The sequence below is a fragment of the uncultured Gilvimarinus sp. genome, assembly GCF_963975215.1.
Classification (GTDB): Bacteria; Pseudomonadota; Gammaproteobacteria; order Pseudomonadales; family Cellvibrionaceae; genus Gilvimarinus.
This window is the reverse complement of sequence record NZ_CAXBFW010000026.1, coordinates 17,317-34,948: the sequence shown is the minus strand read 5'-3', so window position 1 is coordinate 34,948 and position 17,632 is coordinate 17,317. Positions and strand designations below refer to the sequence as shown.

12 protein-coding genes are annotated in these 17,632 nt (G+C 54.2%); 2 read left to right on the top strand and 10 right to left on the bottom strand.

Annotated elements, in window-relative coordinates; all coding sequences use genetic code 11:
• From AAC019_RS14555 to AAC019_RS14525, 7 genes are all read right to left on the bottom strand, one after another.
• Positions 1-2,193 (bottom strand): FdhF/YdeP family oxidoreductase, encoded by a 2,193-nt coding sequence (locus AAC019_RS14555; protein WP_339899813.1) that lies wholly within the window; start codon positions 2,191-2,193, stop codon positions 1-3.
• Between the two features lie 101 nt (positions 2,194-2,294).
• The gene (locus AAC019_RS14550; protein ID WP_339899812.1) at positions 2,295-4,670 is read right to left on the bottom strand and encodes a PVC-type heme-binding CxxCH protein; all 2,376 of its coding nucleotides are present in this window, start codon (positions 4,668-4,670) and stop codon (positions 2,295-2,297) included.
• Positions 4,667-5,374: a DUF1080 domain-containing protein gene (locus AAC019_RS14545; protein WP_339899811.1), complete on the bottom strand. Its 708-nt coding sequence runs from the start codon at positions 5,372-5,374 to the stop codon at positions 4,667-4,669. Before AAC019_RS14545 ends, AAC019_RS14550 begins: the two co-directional genes overlap by 4 nt.
• Before the next feature lie 117 nt (positions 5,375-5,491).
• Complete coding sequence (galK, locus tag AAC019_RS14540) at positions 5,492-6,637, bottom strand: galactokinase (RefSeq protein ID WP_339899810.1); 1,146 nt, start codon at positions 6,635-6,637, stop codon at positions 5,492-5,494.
• Positions 6,621-7,673 (bottom strand): UDP-glucose--hexose-1-phosphate uridylyltransferase, encoded by a 1,053-nt coding sequence (locus AAC019_RS14535; RefSeq protein WP_339899809.1) that lies wholly within the window; start codon positions 7,671-7,673, stop codon positions 6,621-6,623. Before AAC019_RS14535 ends, galK begins: the two co-directional genes overlap by 17 nt.
• A gap of 154 nt (positions 7,674-7,827) precedes the next feature.
• Positions 7,828-8,310: a transcription elongation factor GreB gene (gene greB, locus AAC019_RS14530; protein WP_339899808.1), complete on the bottom strand. Its 483-nt coding sequence runs from the start codon at positions 8,308-8,310 to the stop codon at positions 7,828-7,830.
• 47 nt (positions 8,311-8,357) lie between these two features.
• Positions 8,358-8,594: a hypothetical protein gene (locus AAC019_RS14525; RefSeq protein ID WP_339899807.1), complete on the bottom strand. Its 237-nt coding sequence runs from the start codon at positions 8,592-8,594 to the stop codon at positions 8,358-8,360.
• A gap of 48 nt (positions 8,595-8,642) precedes the next feature.
• Between AAC019_RS14525 and AAC019_RS14520 the strand changes: the two genes are divergently transcribed.
• Positions 8,643-9,551 (top strand): histone deacetylase, encoded by a 909-nt coding sequence (locus AAC019_RS14520; protein WP_339899806.1) that lies wholly within the window; start codon positions 8,643-8,645, stop codon positions 9,549-9,551.
• 19 nt (positions 9,552-9,570) lie between these two features.
• Here AAC019_RS14520 and cynS read toward each other — a convergent pair whose 3' ends face one another.
• The 3 genes from cynS to AAC019_RS14505 all read right to left on the bottom strand — a co-directional run bounded on the left by cynS (position 9,571) and on the right by AAC019_RS14505 (position 13,985).
• Positions 9,571-10,011, bottom strand: coding sequence for a cyanase (gene cynS / locus AAC019_RS14515; RefSeq protein WP_339899805.1), 441 nt, complete (start codon positions 10,009-10,011; stop codon positions 9,571-9,573).
• 244 nt (positions 10,012-10,255) lie between these two features.
• Positions 10,256-12,130, bottom strand: coding sequence for a cellulase family glycosylhydrolase (locus AAC019_RS14510; protein WP_339899804.1), 1,875 nt, complete (start codon positions 12,128-12,130; stop codon positions 10,256-10,258).
• Positions 12,131-12,464: 334 nt separating this feature from the next.
• Entirely contained in the window at positions 12,465-13,985 is a 1,521-nt protein-coding gene (locus AAC019_RS14505; protein WP_339899802.1) for a cellulase family glycosylhydrolase, read from the bottom strand.
• Between the two features lie 689 nt (positions 13,986-14,674).
• Between AAC019_RS14505 and AAC019_RS14500 the strand changes: the two genes are divergently transcribed.
• Positions 14,675-17,632 carry a LodA/GoxA family CTQ-dependent oxidase gene (locus tag AAC019_RS14500; protein WP_339899801.1) on the top strand — a complete coding sequence of 986 codons (2,958 nt, stop codon included), beginning with the start codon at positions 14,675-14,677 and terminating at the stop codon, positions 17,630-17,632.

The window sequence follows — 17,632 nt, the reverse complement described above, 5'->3', positions numbered from 1 at the left end:
TTACGGCCTCTGGCTTAGCGCAACGGCAACCGATTTAAACGCCGGAGTTTTACTGCGGGGATCGTGTTGCGTGCCTATCAGCACATTGGCCTCGGGGTAGTAAGCCATCAGGCTGCCGGCCGGCAAATCAAAGGGCACAACCTCCAAATCTTTCATCTCGCCCTGAGGTGAGGTAAGGGTGACTTTGCTGCCTTTGGTTAAATTCAGCGTTTGGCAATCCACCTCCGACATCAACACACACCAGCGGTGGGTCGTGCCGCGATAACTGTCGGACTCTTCGTAAATAATCGAGTTAAACTGCCCTTCACTGCGAATACTGGCGAGTAAATAAGGGTAGTCGGCATTAGCCGTTTGCGTTAGTTGGTGGGTTTTAAAGTGGCCGCGCTGACTTTTGGTATTAAACACGGGGCGATGAACCAGGCGATTGCCCACCACAAACTCTTGTTTGCTTTGGCCAATGTCGGCCAGCGGTTCCATCCCCGGAATCGTAGCCGCAATAGCTTTGCGCACTTTGTCGTGCTGCTCAAACGCGGCAAAATCTAACGGCGAATCCGGCAGTAACCGTGCGCCCAATTGCGCCAGTATACTCACCTCAGAGCGGACGTTATCCAGCCGCGTAATACCGCCATCGCTTAAGCGCACGTAGTTAAACATGGATTCTTGCGTGGTGCTGTCGGGCTCTTCATCCCGGGCGCATACCGGAAAAATTAACGCTTCGCTGTTTTCCATGCCGTTAAAGTGGCCGCGGTTTAAGGTGGTGGTTAAATAAAGCTTAAAGCCCACGTTGTCTAACGCGCGGCGGGCAAATTCGGTATCGGGGGTGGCGGCAAATAAATTGCCGCCCATCATCCAGGCGTTGCTCATTTGCCCGGCCTCGGCCGCGCGCAAACAGGCCAGGGTGTCCATACCTTTTTGCGTTGGCAGGCTCACGCCCATATGCGTTTCGATCGCCTGCAACACATCCTTGGCCAGTACCGGCTTAACGCCAATGGTGCCAATGCCCTGTACATTACTGTGGCCTCGCAGTGGCAACAGCCCCGCACCGGGCTTGCCCACCATGCCGCGCAACATAGCCAGGTTAGCAATAGCTTCGACGTTATCGGCGCCGTTTAAATGGTGGGTAATTCCCATGCCCCAGGCAAAAATGACATTGTCGGCGCGGGCGTAATCAGCTACCAGCTCGCCCACGGCTTGCTCCGTTAAACCGCACTGTGCCAGCAGCTCGGTTAAGTTAAGGCCGGCTAAATAATCGCGGTAAGCGGCAAAATCCTGGGTATGGTTTTGCACAAACTCGGCGTTATAGGCGTTTTGCTCTACCAACATTTTTGCCATGGCCGTTAACAGCGCTAAATCGGAGCCGATTTTGGGCTGTAAAAAACGCGAGGCAATCCAGGTGCCGCCTACCAGCATAGATTTAGGGCTTTTGGGGACAGCAAATTTCACCAACCCCGGCTCTTTGGCGGGGTTAATCACCATAACTTTACCGCCGCGGTCGCGTACCCCTTTTAACTGGTGCACAAAGCGCGGGTGATTGGAGGCGGGGTTGGCGCCAATCACAAACACCATGTCGGCCAGCGCCAAATCCTCTAGCCCTACGGTGGCTGTGCCCGTACCCAAAGTGCTTTGTAAACCCACACCGGTGGCCTGATGGCAGTAGTAAGAACAGTTAGTGACGTTATTGCTGCCGTACAAGCGCGCCATTAACTGCAACAAAAAGCCCGCCTCGTTAGACGAGCGCCCCGAGGCGTAAAAAAAGCTCTGCTCGGCCGGCGCCGCCCTAAAGCGCTCGGCGGCCAGCGCCAATGCCTCATCCCAGCTTAACGGCTGGTATTTGTCGCTGCCTGCCGGCTTGTAAATTGGGGTGTTAAGCCGCCCCATGGTTTCCAGCTCACGGTTAGACAGCTCGTTAAACTCATTGAGAGTGTGGTCAAACAGCTCGGTGGGAATCGGCGGCTGAATATCGGTGGATTGCGCCTGAATGCTTTTGTTGCACACCGAGGGAAACTCGTCTTTCTCGTTTACCATGCCGCCGCGCTGCCCGCCCATACCCAGGCCGCAGGCCTTGCAGGCGTTATGGCTTTTTAAGGCTTTGGCCGAATCCAGCAGACCAATGCGCTTGATGGTTTGCAGCGTGTACAACACCTTTTTGGGGCCACCGCCGACGATCTTTACCGGAGCTTCTGTCGCTTTCACCTTTACCTCACATAGCCTGATACAGCCACTATCATTGCCGCTCAGTGTACGCCGAAAATAATGTCAGCAACATCCGTCAAATACCCCAAACGCCACTGTCGCTAGAAGTCGGCGGCCGTATAGGGTGCGCTGCGGCCTTTACTCTCACGGCGAGCACCAGCGATATCGTCGGAGCTAAAACCTTCACCGGCTTTGGCCTGATTGCCCCAGCTATTGCGGATAAAAACCGCCACCGCAGCCAGGTCTTGATCGGAGATGTCCGCGCGGCTGGCAAAACCCGGCATCACCGCCGATAAGTTGTAATAGTCCGGGCCAACCCAAATAGGCCCGGTTAAGCCGTGCAATAAAACCTTGGCCAGGGTTTGTTTGTTGTTCAGCCACTGGCTGCCCCAAAAGGTAGGCCCTAACCCAGGCACGCCGTTGCCGTGCTCACCGTGGCAACCGGCACACCCTGCGCGGCCGCTGTATAGCTGTTTACCTAAATCGTAAAGCGCTTGGCTTGCGGGGTTGAGTGAATCACGGTTACTGGCATCCTGCCGTTTTTTGCCTAAATTACCGAGCAGTGCCATGGTGGCTTGGTCGGGATAATGGCGCTCGATACTGGCCATAAACGCGCCGGACTCTGCCCCCAAACCACTGATAACCGCCTCGCGCACGTAGGGTTTATTCAGGTGGTGATCCAGCACCCATTTGCTTATATCTTGCCCGCCCGCAGTGGCGGCAACAGATATCGCGGCCTGCAGCGCGCGCGGGTAACCCTGCTGCGCTAAAGTGCGCAAAAGCTTTAAGTAAGCTTTGTGATCGCCCGGCGGGAGCCTCTCCCCTACCGCTGCCGCCAGCATGGCCAGCCGATCATCGGGCGAGCTTATAAAATGTTTAACAGTACTTAAGTCGATCGCGTGCAAGCCATACAACGTCCATAACCCGTTGGCCTGGGCGTAACTTTGCTCGGTTTTTTGCAGCAGCTTACGCACCGCCGGCGCCACCTCTTGGGCATTGCGCTGCACCAGTAACCGCCGCGCGGTATCCCGGTGCCAGGCGTTGGCATGAGCCAAATAAGGGACTAACTCTGCGGCGCTGCGCTGGCTCAGATCGGCCCTTGGGGCGATGGGGTTTTGCTGCCAGCGCAAGCGGTAAATTCGCCCCATGGTGTTATTGTGTTTATCCAGCTCACGGCTTTTAATTTGCTCGGCCAGATAGCTCGTCAGAAAGTCTTTGTGCTGCAAAATACCGTGATACATATCCACGATATACACGCTGCCGTCTGGTGCATTGTATAAACTCACCGGGCGAAAACGCTCGTCGGTGCTGGTAAGCAATTCGGCGGGGGCAAACAACGCCCGACCGCGCAGCTCGCCATCGCCCTCGATAATGCGTCTGGCGCTGATTAAATTGGCCGCCGGCTCCGGGGTTAAGCCCAGCCCATAAAACCGCGCCGGGAAGTTATCGCCGCGATACACAAGGCTGGCACTGGCGGCGGTAAAATTAACAAGCTTGCCTTTATCTTTGCCCTGACGAATCAGTACGCCATCCATATAACCACGGTTAACACCGGGCGTCATACGCGCGGGATACACCCGGTTGTCGCCAATACTGTGGGCTGGCATCTCGGGCCAAAAGCCCGGGTTTTTGAGTAGTGAGCCGGGGCGCAAATACTCGCCGTGAATCGGCGAGCTATTACCATTGTGATAGAGGCGGCCAAAATCATCCTGCGAAATACCCCACTGACCGCGATAGTCGGTATCGCCGCGCACCAGCTTCCAATATGGGTTGCGGTAAATTTCTTGTGCACCCTCGGGCACAGGCGCATCGTGCGCCAGCGTTTGATAGCGCTGATTACTTTTGGCGTTGTAGTACCAACCATCCATGCCATACAGCATACCGTTGGGTTTGTGCTCGACACTGCCGCGGCTGGCGTAATGCGCATCTACTTTCTCGTGCAGCCCCAGGCTTAGCACCACCTGTTTATCTGGCCCCTCGCCCTTAAGCTCTTTTTTTACCTCGGCAAAATACAGCGACTGGTGATCGGCGTAAAAAATGCCCCCGTCAACGATGCTAATAGTGCGCGGCAACAAGACGTTATCAATCAGTACCTGGCGGCGGTCTACGTGGCCATCGCCGTCGGTATCCTCCAGCACCGCTATATTGCCCTCGGGCTGCATCTCGCCGGCGCCGTGAATATCCGGCATATAGGTGGTCATCTCGGCGACCCAAATACGCCCGGCGGCATCAAAAGCCAGGGCTACCGGGCTAAACACCTGGGGCTCACTTGCCACCAGCTCCAGCGCAAACCCAGATTGCAGCTGAAACGTTTGCAGCGCCTGTGGCGGCGCAAGCACCGGGGCGAGCGGAATCTCACTTTTGGGGACCACGTCGGTCATAACGTGACCGTCTCTGTCGCCCTGAAAAGCCTCGGCCAAGCTAAGCGTTGGGGCGCACAGCACTATCGCCGCCAAGGCACACAGAGGCAGCCTCATGGCGACAACTCGCGAATGCTAATGTGACGAAACTTGACCGTATTGCGGGTCGCGCCCTGCTCGGCAAAGCTGCGACTGCCGTGATGTTGAATACCGATATGCCCTTCGCTTAGGTGTGTATCCTTCACGTGAGTGGTTAAAATATTATTGAGCCAAATTTTTATCTCGGGCCCCTGGGCGCGGATTTTATAGTGGTTCCACTGGCCGTGTTTAAACGCGGCCGACTTTTCTTCGCTCCACTCGGGCGAGTAATTTTCTTTAAAGTAGGAGCCTGGCTTAGAGCGCTCGGGGTGCAGCGGAAACAACCACTGGCGCTCGGTGGCCTGCTCGTACAAACCGCCGCTCCAGCGCCTGTCGCTGGGATCCACCTCAGCCTGATAACCAAACGCATACTGGCTATTTATATCGTCAGAGTAGGCCGTTTGCGCGCGAAAGATAATACCGGAGTTAACGTATTCATCGTCCAGCTGGGGCACCAAAACCTCGGCTTGCAACTCAAAATCCCGATAGCGCTTTTTGGTTAACAAAAACCAATTGTCACTCGACAGCAGGTGTATTTCGCGGCCCAGCCAGTGAGCCTCACCAAACGCCGATACATTCATCCACAGCTCGGGGTTAGCGCCGATATCAATCGGCTCTTCTGCGGCTAACGCCACCGAGCAATAGAGCATGATCGCCAATAACGCGGAAGATATTTTAATCATTAAGGTTCACCTTATTATTATGTAAATCGTCATCAATAGGCATAGCGACCGCTAATGCGAATGTCTTAAGGCCCCACGAGACGATTTCGCGTTGCGGGGCATTGCCTCACTCTTTAGTTAGCACAATAACCGTCGCGCGCCTTCGGAGGCCTTACCGTGATACACCGCAGGCTCTTTGCCAAACTGCGCGCGGTAACCGGCCTTAACGCGGGCCTCGATGGCGGGGGCTTTTGCCTTTGGCACCAAGGCTACCACACAGCCGCCAAAACCACCGCCGGTCATGCGCACACCGCCGTCGTTATCCAGCAGTGCATCGACGGTGGCGACAAGAAAATCAATTTCCGGCACGGTGATGGCAAAATCATCGCGCATCGAGACGTGAGAGTCATGCATGCATTGGTATACGGTGGCAAGGTCGTGGGCTTTTAACGCTGCAGCGCAGCGCTTTGTACGGTCATTTTCAGTCAGAACATGGCGGGCGCGGCGATACGCCAGTGCATCTAAAGCCCCGCGCTTTTGCTCCAGAAGCTCCATGCTGGCGTCGCGTAAGCTGTTAACGCCCAAGGCCGCTGCCGCCCGCTCGCAGTCGGCGCGCCGGTCGTTGTATTCACTGCCCACCAGATTGCGCTCTACCCGAGAGTCAATAATCACGATGCTTAAAGAATCGGCTATAGCGACTAAATCGAACGATAAATCGCGACAGTCGAGCAGTAAGGCGTAGCCATCTTTACCGCCAGCTGAGGCCAACTGATCCATAATGCCGCAGCTGCATCCGGCAAAATCGTTTTCGGCCATTTGAGCCACGCGGGCGACTTCACCAACGCTTAGGTTAAGATGATTAATATCACTGAGTGCTTTGGTAAATGCCACAGCCAAAGACGCCGATGAACTTAACCCCGCCCCGCGCGGGACATTGCCCTCGATATAAACATCCATGGCGTGCAGCGCGTGCCCCTGAGACAGCAAAATAGCGCAGACACCGCGCAAATAATTTGACCACTGACAGCTTGGGTCTTGCGCGATTGCGCCTTGCAGCGACCAGACATTAAACTCGTCATCAAAGTTACCGGCGCACACTTGCATTTGATTATCGGAGCGCGGCGCCAAGGCCACATAAGTGCCACACTCAAGCGCGCACGGAAACACAAAGCCATCGTTGTAATCGGTGTGTTCACCAATCAAATTAACCCGCCCGGGCGCAAAAAAAACATCGCTCGCCGGCCGTTCAAAAACAGCCTGAAATCGCTCAGCTATCGGCTGCATTGCGCTCGCTCCCCAGATAATGTGTGGTGCTGCAAGCGCGCAGTTGTTCGGCGGCTTGCTCGGGGGTAATATCGCGCTGCGCCTCGGCCAGCATTTCATACCCAACCATAAATTTTTTCACACTGGCACTGCGTAACAGCGGCGGGAAAAAGCTGGCGTGGAGTTGCCAGTGATCATTCAGCTGCCCATTAAAGGGCATGGCACGCCACCCCATTGAGTAGGGAAAGCTGCACTGAAACAAATTGTCATAGCGGGTTAAGGCCCGTTTTAAGATACTGGCTAACGCTTGTTGTTGCGCGGCATTTACGTCGGCAAAGGTTTTTGCGGAAAACCGCGGCAATAACATAACCTCAAACGGCCAACAGGCCCAAAAAGGTACCAGCACCGCCCAGTGCTCGTTTACCTCTACCAGCCGGTCTTGTTTTTTTATCTCCCGCTCGACGTACTCCAGCAATAGGTTACGGCCGTTACGCCGATAATAATCGAGCAAGTTGCGATCAATTTTTTCGGCGGCGCTGGGCAAGGTATTTTGCGCCCAAATTTGCCCGTGCGGGTGGGGGTTAGAGCAGCCCATAACGGCGCCTTTGTTTTCAAAAATCTGCACCCACTGGTAGCGCTCGCCTAGCTCAGCCATTTGCTCGCGCCAGGCGTCAATAACACGGCCAATGTCCTGCTCGGACAACTGCGGCAAACTTTTACTGTGATCGGGCGAAAAGCAAATCACCCGCGCCTCGCCCTGCGCCGGCTGCGAGCGAAATAGCTCGTCATCGCAAGCCTGTTCGTCGGTTGCCGGCTGCAGCGCCGGAAAATCATTGGTAAAAACAAAAGTGCCACTATAGGCCGGATTAATATCACCGGTAACACGGGTATTGCCCGGGCAGAGGTAGCAGTGCTCATCGTAACGAACGCTTTGAGGGGGCTGAGGCGCCTCTTGCTGGCCCTGCCAGGGGCGCTTACCGCGATGCGGTGAAACCAGCACCCACTCGCCCAATAGCGGGTTATAGCGCCGGTGGCTTTCATCGTTTAATAGAGGCATGGGCTCTCTCATGTACTTTTATCATTGTCTGTAGGCCTCGAACGCCAATGTACGGCAAAGGGTTTCGGCGGCGCTTTAGCTACATAGGTACGCTTAGAAGTATAAAAGATTAGACCGGCAAGATTCGAGAGCAATTTTACCCTCTTACGATCCTTTACACGGTGGGCAAATTATATTGGATACGGTCGATCTCCCACTCTTTATACGCCTCGCTGGTACGCACAGCAATTTCATCCCCCACGCGTTTACCCAGGCACGCCCTAACCACCGGAGCATTGACCGAAACATAGTGCTTTTTATTGTAAATCTCATCCGGCCCGACAATTCTAAAGCTCAGAGTGGCGTCATCTTGATCCACCAGAGTTACCCAGGCGCCAAAGTAGGCTTTGCCCTCTTGCACAGGGTTGTACTCCACGACCCTAAGCGCCTCGATACGTTTTCTCAAAAACCGCACCCGGCGGTCGATTTCGCGCAGCCTTTTTTTGTTGTACTGATAGTCGGCATTATCGGAGCGATCGCCCAGGCTCGCCGCCCACTGCACAAGCTTAGTAATCTCGGGCCGCTCTTTGCGCCACAAATGATCAAGCTCTTGCTTAAGTTCGGCAAAGCCTTCGGGGGTAATAACGTTGCTATCCATAAATCCTTACTGTCAGAGGTGTATTGCACCGGGGCGTATGGGAGAACTTACACTTGCTCAACCCGCTCGGTTAAGCGCGCTAACTCTTGTGCTAACGTGTTATCGGGGAAGGCCTCACCGGCGCGGCGATACCAATAACCGGCATTACCCAAGTCGCCCTCCTCGCGGTGCAAGTACGCGTGAATTAGACACGAGAGCGTATCATTGTCATCCTGCACGAGGCTATGGGCCCCATTCCAGTCGCCCGCCTTAATCAAGGCTATGGCACGTTTTACGCTGTCCATCACTACCTCTGGTACAATTGCTTAAACTCATTTAAGCATTATAAGTGAATGTTGCTACCACTTGTTACCCACCCTGCCTACTCGTTCCCGTTTCCGGGCCGGCACCGCTTCCCCATGGAGAAGTTCGCCTTACTAAACCGTTGTTTATCTGAGCAGGGGCTACTGACGCCCGCCAATACCTTTCGGCCGGGACAAGCGAGCCTCGCGGTACTTCACACTGCTCACTGCCCGCAATACCTCGAGCGTTTTTGCAGCAACCAGCAAACGCCACAGGAGGTTCGCCGCATGGGCCTGCCCTGGAGTGCGCCGCTGCGCAAGCGCACATTAATTTCACCCAATGGCACCCTGTTGGCCGCGCACTTAGCGCTTAGCCACGGGATTGCCTGCCACTTGGCCGGCGGCACCCATCACGCTCACTATGACTTTGCCTCGGGCTTTTGCATATTGAACGATCTGGCGGTAACCGCAAAAACCCTGCTGGCGCAGGGCAAGGTGGATAAGGTGTTAATTTTTGATTGCGACGTGCATCAAGGTGATGGCACGGCGGCGATACTGGCGCAAGAGCCGCGGGCGATTACCTGCTCGATTCATTGCGAAAAAAACTTTCCGGCGCGCAAAGCGCAAAGTGACCTTGATGTGGCACTGCCGCCTGACACCCGTGACGCGGAATACCTGGAGGTTGTCGCAAGCACCCTTAGCAACTTAATCCACCAACAACAACCAGATTTAATTTTGTACGATGCCGGGGTGGATATCTTTAGTGCAGATCCGCTGGGCTTACTAAACGTCAGTGAAGCCGGGATTCGTGAGCGCGACCGTTTGGTGCTGGAGCTTGCTAAAACTCACAACACGCCCGTCGCAACGGTGATTGGTGGTGGTTATGACGACGATCGCAAAGCGTTAGCCAAACGACACGCCCTGGTGGTAGAGCAAGCGCACCAGCTTTGGTGCGCTTAAGCACTTTAGACTTTACCGCTTACCAGGTTTTGTAGGGCAAAAACTTACCATTTAAGGTGAGCAGTACCCGATCCCCTTTGGGGTCTTCGATTTTATCGACCTCCATCGAGAAATCGATAGCGCTCATAATGCCGTCGCCAAACTTTTCCTGAATCACTTCTTTAAGCGTATCGCCATAAACGCCTACCACTTCGTACAAACGATAAATCAGCGGATCCGTGGGCACGGCCTGATCCCACACTTTGGTCGGAAACGCCTCAAGTGCCGTGGCGACGTCAGCATCCAACGATAAATAGTCGGCAATTTTTTTAGCGATTGGCGCCGGGGCACTGTTCATACCCAAACACGCCGAGGTCAGCCACACCGGCGACACCTCTATATCTTTTGCCATTACCTCCCAGGTTAAGCCGCGGGCGACTTTGGCACTTACGATGGCGTCGGTCATACTTTGCTTGTTCATTGGTTTCTCCCATTTGATGAAGGTCTGAATGAGAGAAGAGCAAATTGCAGGCCAGCGTTAACATGCACAGCAAATAGGCGTTAAACCGTGCGCTGCCGATGCAATTTTGGTGCACAGTCAGAGCAGAGCGCACCACGAGAAGACAAACCCATGTTAACGCCCGGCCGGCAAAAAATTTTGTGTTAGCCCAAAACAAAAAAACCGGGCCCAAGGGGCCCGGCTTATAAGAGTCAACCGACTAGAGTCAGTCTTCTCCCCACAGCTCAAGCAGCAGGTTCCATTTACGCTGCTCAAAGCCGTTCCAGGTGCCCCATGCTGCCGTATTGGACACGGGGTCGTAGGCATGCTTATACAAGCCACCGGTATCACCCGACTCTGGGTTGGTAGACCAATAACAAGCCTGAATGCTGTTTTCGGCCATATAGTCTACCAGGGCTCCCTGCCACTGCTCATCCACACCCGGCTGGATGTGTCCCCAGCGATCTTGATCGCGGATCGGCGCGCCTTCTGGCCAATCTAAATGACCACCAAACTCGCCCACGATCATGGCGTAGCCTTGCTCGCGCAGATAACCAAAGTGCTCGTCCCAACCTGGCTCAAGGCGAGAGGGGTCGATCACGATGTTACAACCGGCATCACCGGCTTCATCACCTTCCATGCCTTCACACTCGGGCTGACCCGGATCCATAAACTGCTTCTGCACAAACACCGATGGGCCATAGGTGTGCGGCGACAGAATCAAACGCTCCTTAGGAATATTGAGCGGATCATTCTGGAAGGGATAAAGGTTTTCACCCCAGTTAGGGTTAGTCTCATCCGAACCGTGCGGCACCTCTGTGCCATCTTTGGTCGAAGACGAAATACCTTCTACCATCACCAACACATCCTGGTTCACTTCATTGATAGCGGTATAGGCATTTTCAGCCAGAGTGCTCCACTCATTCCAGGTGTAATCCCAAGGCTCGTTAAAGATGTCGATCGCCATAATATTATCGACGCCTAACTGAGCCGAGAGGCCGGCGATTTCACGCAGATCATCCAGCCACAACTGCTCGTTGTACTCGTGCACCACAACGCCGCTGTCATCGACAACACCACAAGAGTAGCCCTCGCGGGTAAACTCGTAGTTTTCCCGATCGCGATCGGCGTAAGGAGGTGTAGAGTCTAAACGACCAGCACGCCAGCCCACGTAGTTAGAGCACGAGTGGATATCGATAATAACTTCGATATCGTTTTGATCGGCCTGAACAATAAAGTCTTCCAGTGCCTGGCGGGCGTTATCCTGACGCACCGATGGAGCATTTTTTAGCACCCCTCCCTGACGGATATCACCAATACCTTGCGGGTCGTTTGGATCGAGGGTTTGCGGCGCGATCGGCAAGCGAATGGTGTTAATACCAGCCGCCGTAATTTCATCCATGGTTTGCTGAATATCGCGACCGGAATCTACCCACCACATGTTGCCAACATACAGCTCCATGGGGGCACCGTCTGGGTTGTTTTCGGCATCTGGTGGCTCGTGCTGACCTTCAAGCCCAAACCAGGCAGAACATTTAACCGGGAAGACATCGCCGTTTTTGGTAATGTTGCCCGTCTCATCGACGCGGAAGGTACCATCGCCCGTTGGCTCACTCGAGCTGGAGCTGGACGACGAGCTGCTAGAGCTTGAGGAGCTGCTAGACGAGCTACTCGACTCGCTCGAGCTGGAGCTTGACGAACTAGAGGAAGATGCCACGCCACCGCACACATCACCCGTTACCACCGGAGTCTCGGCAGAGCTGCCGTTGGTGTTACCCTGAAAACCGAAGGTAACCGTCTGGCCCGGTTGGATAGTGCTGTTCCAACTAAGGTTGGACGCGGTGTAAGGGTTACTACCGCTCATGTTGGCGTTCCAGGTATTGGTCAGAGCGTTATTGTCGTACTGCCAATTTACTTCCCAGCCATTAATGGGAGTGTTGCCATTGTTGGTAATATTAATGGCACCGGTAAAACCCGATCCCCAATCGTTGCTAACAGTGTAGCTGCAGCTGGCGCTTTGGGCAGTAGCGCCTTGAGAAATCGCTGCAATCGCTAAACCCAGCATCACCGCCGAGCCACAGCGTTTTTTTGTGGTAATCATTACATTGCTCTCCTTTGTGTTAGAAATTTGCCATTCAATATTTTCTTAGTCGTGATGGCACTTTCATATTTACGCCAGCTAGCTATCCACTGGCGTATCCATTGCCGAAGCCCGATCCCTGATGCGCGCTTTCCAGTGCTAAGCGCTATGCAAGCCCCTGATGTCGACAATAATCTTTCACTCTGTTTAGCCGCCCTGTGCTTAGCAAAGCCACATGGCAGCGCTGTCAAATTGCGCTAAAAAATAAGCGCTCAAATAAAACCAACAAAGTGTTTGGGTTAGCTGGCGGCCGCGCTATTGGGCCGCCAGCAGGTACTCGATGACAGCCGTTGTATTAATCGTCCGCTTCGGTGATCACATCAATCAAAGCCGGCTCAATTTCGCTGCCGTTATAGCGGTCAAACAGGGCAAAACCACCGTCGCCGGCGTAGCCGTTATCCCAGTAAACCGGAACCATATCGTGCGCCACGGCCGAGCCTGTGATGTACTCGTTCCAGTAATTACGGTACACCTCGTGTCCTTGCACATTGGGGCGCGATATCACACCGTACTCGCCTAAAATAACCCCAATACCCTGATCGACAAAGTTGCTCTTCATGCGTTGAAACTGGGCATCCACATACGACTCGTTAGCCCAGGTTTCGGTAACGCTTGGGTCAGTTGCGATAGAGCCCCACTGCGTAATGTTGCTGCTTTGATTGAGCGTAAAGTTATAGGGATCGTAGTAATGCACCTCCATCATTAACCGGTCGGAAACGGTATCGGTTGGGATATCGGCGAAGTTAACCCCGTGATCGATATTGGTATTAAAGGCCTGTACCACCAGATAGCGATCGGCGTTATCGCCGCCGGTAGCGCGCACGGCATCGACAAAGGTTTGATTAAAACTATTTTGCACGGTGTAATACTCCTCGGTTGGAGTACCGTAGTCGCCTTCGACCATCACCTCGTTGGTACCGGCAAACAGTAAACGATCGTCGTAATCCTTAAAGTGATTGGCGATCTGGGTCCACATAATTTCCAGACGATTATTGACGTACTCTTGCTCGGCGTAAGTGGGCTGCATCCAGCCTTCGTCCCAGTGGATATTCATAATCACGTACATGTCGGCGTTTAACGCGTAATTAACCACCTCTTCCACGCGATTCATCCAAGCGTTATCAATAACAAAGTTTTCCGCATCGGAGAACTTACTCCAGGCCACTGGTAAACGCAGCGTATCGAAGCCCGCCGCTTTTACAGAATCAATAAGTGCCTGGTTCGCCACTGGATTACCCCATGCGGTTTCGCCGCCTATGGCCTCCAGGGTATTACCTAAGTTCCAACCAATACCCATTTCGCCGGTTAGCTCGACAGCTGTCAGCCCATCGGGCACGGAGCTGGACGATGAACTACTGGAGGAGACGCTTGAGCTTGAGGACACACTTGAGCTCGACGAGCTACTAGAGCTGGAGGACGAGCTAGAGCTACTGACACCGCCGCAGACATCGCCGCTAACGGTTGGGGTTTCTGCGCCGCCGCTACTGTTAACTTGCAAGCCAAACGACACGGTTTGCCCCGGCTGGATAGTGGCGTTCCAGCTTAAGTTGCTGGCCGTATACGGGTTTGAGCCGGTGATATTAGCGTTCCAGCTGTTGCCTAACTGATCCGCACTGTAGCCCCAGTTAACGCTCCAACCGTTAATGGCATTGGCGCCAGTATTGGTAATTTCGATTAACGCGGTAGCCCCGCCCCCCCAATCGTTGGTAATCGTGTATTCACAATTGGCGGTTTGGGCAGTAGCCAGGGTTGGCGACAGCAGGCCGAGAGAAAGTGCACAGGCCCACCCAATATTTTTCACTCTTGAAAACGTCATGGCGTATCCTCATTTTTTATCTGTTATTTTCGCTGCACGCTCACTACACAGAAGAACTCAAAAAATGACACGCTCGAACGCCGGCAGGGCATTTGCCAAAACGCGAGCTTAATCATTCTCCACATCTGCGCTAAACGTGAAATCCAAAATCTATGCGCAATAAATTTTGGAAAGAGCAACGAGTATAGCGATGTAAAGAATTGATAAAACGGATTAATGTGCCCACCTTCGAGACAAGAGTCACAAAAAAACTTGGCTCGTAGCGCATTAATCAGCAAAACGTTTTTGCGGTAACACTTTGCGTCGACTTAAAAACGCTATTTATTTTTTTAAAAAAAGAAACAACCAGAAGAGTCGGTAAAAAAGGGGGTTTAATGTATACATTCACGTTAATGTTAACATTTTATGCCATTATTCTAGAAAACATTAAAAGTGCCTGTATTTATTGTAACGATTCCATAACCGTATTTTTTTGCAGGTAAAACCCGTCATTTTTAAGGGTTTAAAAACTGTTGATATCGAGCTCTTTTGACCACCATTTTTAAGATTCTCTTCGCCCTCAACACGCCCTTGCCAGCGCCGCGCCGCATTCGCTGTAATGGATTGTAATTGCACGCATCAAAGCGGCATTAGAGACTGCTTCTACTATAAGTACCGCTAACACCTCTAGATTTAGCAAGGACGACACCATGAGCGAATATGACTCGGACAAACCCAGCGCCAACTCCGTGCCCTGCTGGGACTGCCAAACCGACCCCACGGCGCGCTTAAAACAGATGTTTGTCGATATGGGCCAAAAGCATCGCATAGCCCGTGGCGCCACCCCGGCCCGCCGGGCGGTGTTTCGCAAACAACACGGCATTGCCTATGGCGAGCTGGTGATCAACCAGGATATCGATCCGCGCTTTAAAGTGGGTATCTTTGCAGGTACTCGGTACGAGTGCGCGGCGCGCTTCTCTAGCGATACCGGGCCCAACGACCCGGATTTACATTCCACCATGGGCGTGGGCTTAAAGCTGTTTGGGGTGACCGGAGAAAAACTGATAGGCGAAGGCCCGACGGCCGACTTTATTTTTCAGAACATCGACCGTTTTTTTGCCACCGACGCAACGCAAATGTGCGTTTTTACCACGGCCGGCGTGGTAGATCATAATTACCCGCAGTATATAGAAGAGCACCCGGAGCTTGCCGAGGTACTGCAGGCGATGGAAAAACCCGAAGCCAGCTGCCTTACCGCCAGTTACTGGGCGATACTGCCGTTTAAGCTGGGCGAGGCCGAGATTGTTAAATACCGCCTGGTGCCCGATGGTACCGACCCCGGCGCGCCGTTTGACGACAACAACTATCTGGGGCTGGATTTACAATCGCGCCTGCGCAATGGCCCGGCCAGCTTTCGCTTTGAGATTCAGCGCCGCACCAGTGACGACATGCCTCTCGATGATGCCCGCGCCGTGTGGAGCACCACCGAAAGCCCCTATATTTGTATTGCCACACTGCACTTTCCACAGCAGGATATCTGCGCTATCGGCCAGGAGGAGTTTGGCCAAAACCTCGCCTTTAACATCTGGCGCACCCTACCCGAGCACGAGCCACTGGGCAGCATCGCCGCCGCCCGCAAGGTGGTTTACCAAGCCAGCGCCGAGGCGCGCCATCAAGCTAACGGGCAACAGCTTGGTGAACCCCACGCTATTAACCCAAATTTTAACGACACCGAGGGCGACGACAGCGACTGCATTGTCTACGCCGCCATTTATCCGCCCATCGGGGTGATGCGCGTCGGCAATGCCGAGAGCGAATACTTTATCGGCCCCGAAGTAAAAGACCCTGCCCCCAAAACCGACCCGCACGCCTACCGCGATAGCACCGGCGCCATAAAACGCCAGGCGGCGCGCTTTAGAGTGTATGGTTTTAACGCTGCAGGCAAAGCGGTAAAAGAGCTTACGGCGGGCAACGCCAGCATTGAATGGTGCGCTCATTTAGCCAACCAAAAATCCTCCTGGTATGAGTTTCAGTTAGCGCTGGATATCCCCGAAGCCGCCGACGCCCCGCCATCATTACTGCGCAACAACAATATTGCCAATCGCACGCAGCTGCTTATTGACGGTGGCGAGCGGCGCATTAGCGGCTGCGACTTAAGCGACTCTAAACATTACGGCTTTCGCGGTGAGTTTTTAGGCAAAGAGGTGTACTTAGGTGAAATGCGCACCGACGACAAAGGCCGGCTGATTATGCTTGGCGGTCACGGCAAAGCTGAAAATATCAACGGCGATATCGCGGTTACCTTTGCCAACAACGAAGGCTGGCACGACGATATTGCCGATGGCCCGATAACGGCAAAAGTAAGCTACAACGGCAATGAATTAAGAGTGCTCCCCGCCTGGGCCATCAGCGCCCCACCAGACTTTGCGCCACTGCAAAAATCCGTGCGCACCATGTGGGATTTAATGCGCGACGTGGCCATTAAATGCGGCCAGCTTAACCGGCCCGCGCGACCATCGTTTATGCAGGATATTTTACCAATCTTTCAGCGCATGACCGACCTGCAGTGGGTTAACGCAGGCTTTGCCGCCGGCTTTGGCTGGGAGGGGCCCTTTAATTACACCTCACCCGAGTGGCTGGCGCGCCTCGGCGATCCGTCGTCCGCCCATTACGAACTGCGCCGCACGCTGTCCAATAACTTTAGGCGCTACTCGGTATCCGGCAGTCAGGCGCCGCAATTGTGGCCCTGGGTATATGGCGATGCCATGAGCGTTCCCGCCTCGGGCTCGCCGCGTCAGCACGCTACCTTATCGGATTTACAGCTGGCGTTTTTAGAGCAGTGGGTCGAAGGGGATTTTGACGCAGACTACCAGCCAGACGCCACCCCGGTGCAGTGCCTTAATCAATTGCCCATAGCGCAGCAACCGGACATGCTCACTCAGGCGGCCATGGAGTTTTGCCTGGCCGACGCGTTTCACCCAGGTTGCGAGATGACCTGGCCCATGCGCACGCCCGAGATGTACTCCGAGGCCTTTAGGCTGAAACACGCCGACGACACTATGCCCACCAACGGCCACTACTACGGCCCGCTGATGAACTCCGATGTTATTAGCCTGCCCAAAGGCCCGCTGCAGGGCGGTCAGGTGGCCGGCGGCATCACCCGCTGGATGGCGATACCCTGGCACTGCGATACCGCCAGTTGCCGCGATGGTTACGAGCCGCAATACGCCCCCTACGTGCCAACGTTTTGGCCCGCCCGTGTGCCCAACAATATTCTTAACGAATCGATGCACGCAAAAGCGGTAGACCCAAGCCTACCGGAGCAAGAGCGCCGACAATCGTTTGCGCTTCGCCAAGCCTGGCTAGACGACTTACCCATTGCCGAGCCCGTGACTTACACCAAACAAATTAACGCCATGATTGATCACTTTGATTCGCTCGCGGTAGTACAGGCGCGCGCGGGCGCAACCGATACCCCCACCCTGCCCGATCATATGCAAGTGGGGCTAGTGTCGCCCAAAGAGCAAAAAGGGCAGCACCAGCCTGGGCTGCTTAGCGGTGTGGCAACGGCTGAAAACGCCAGTGCTAAGGTATCGCTACACGGCGAGCGCGCGCACCGCCAGGTGGATTTAACCACTATTGCAAAAGCGCACCGGTTAAAACCCTAA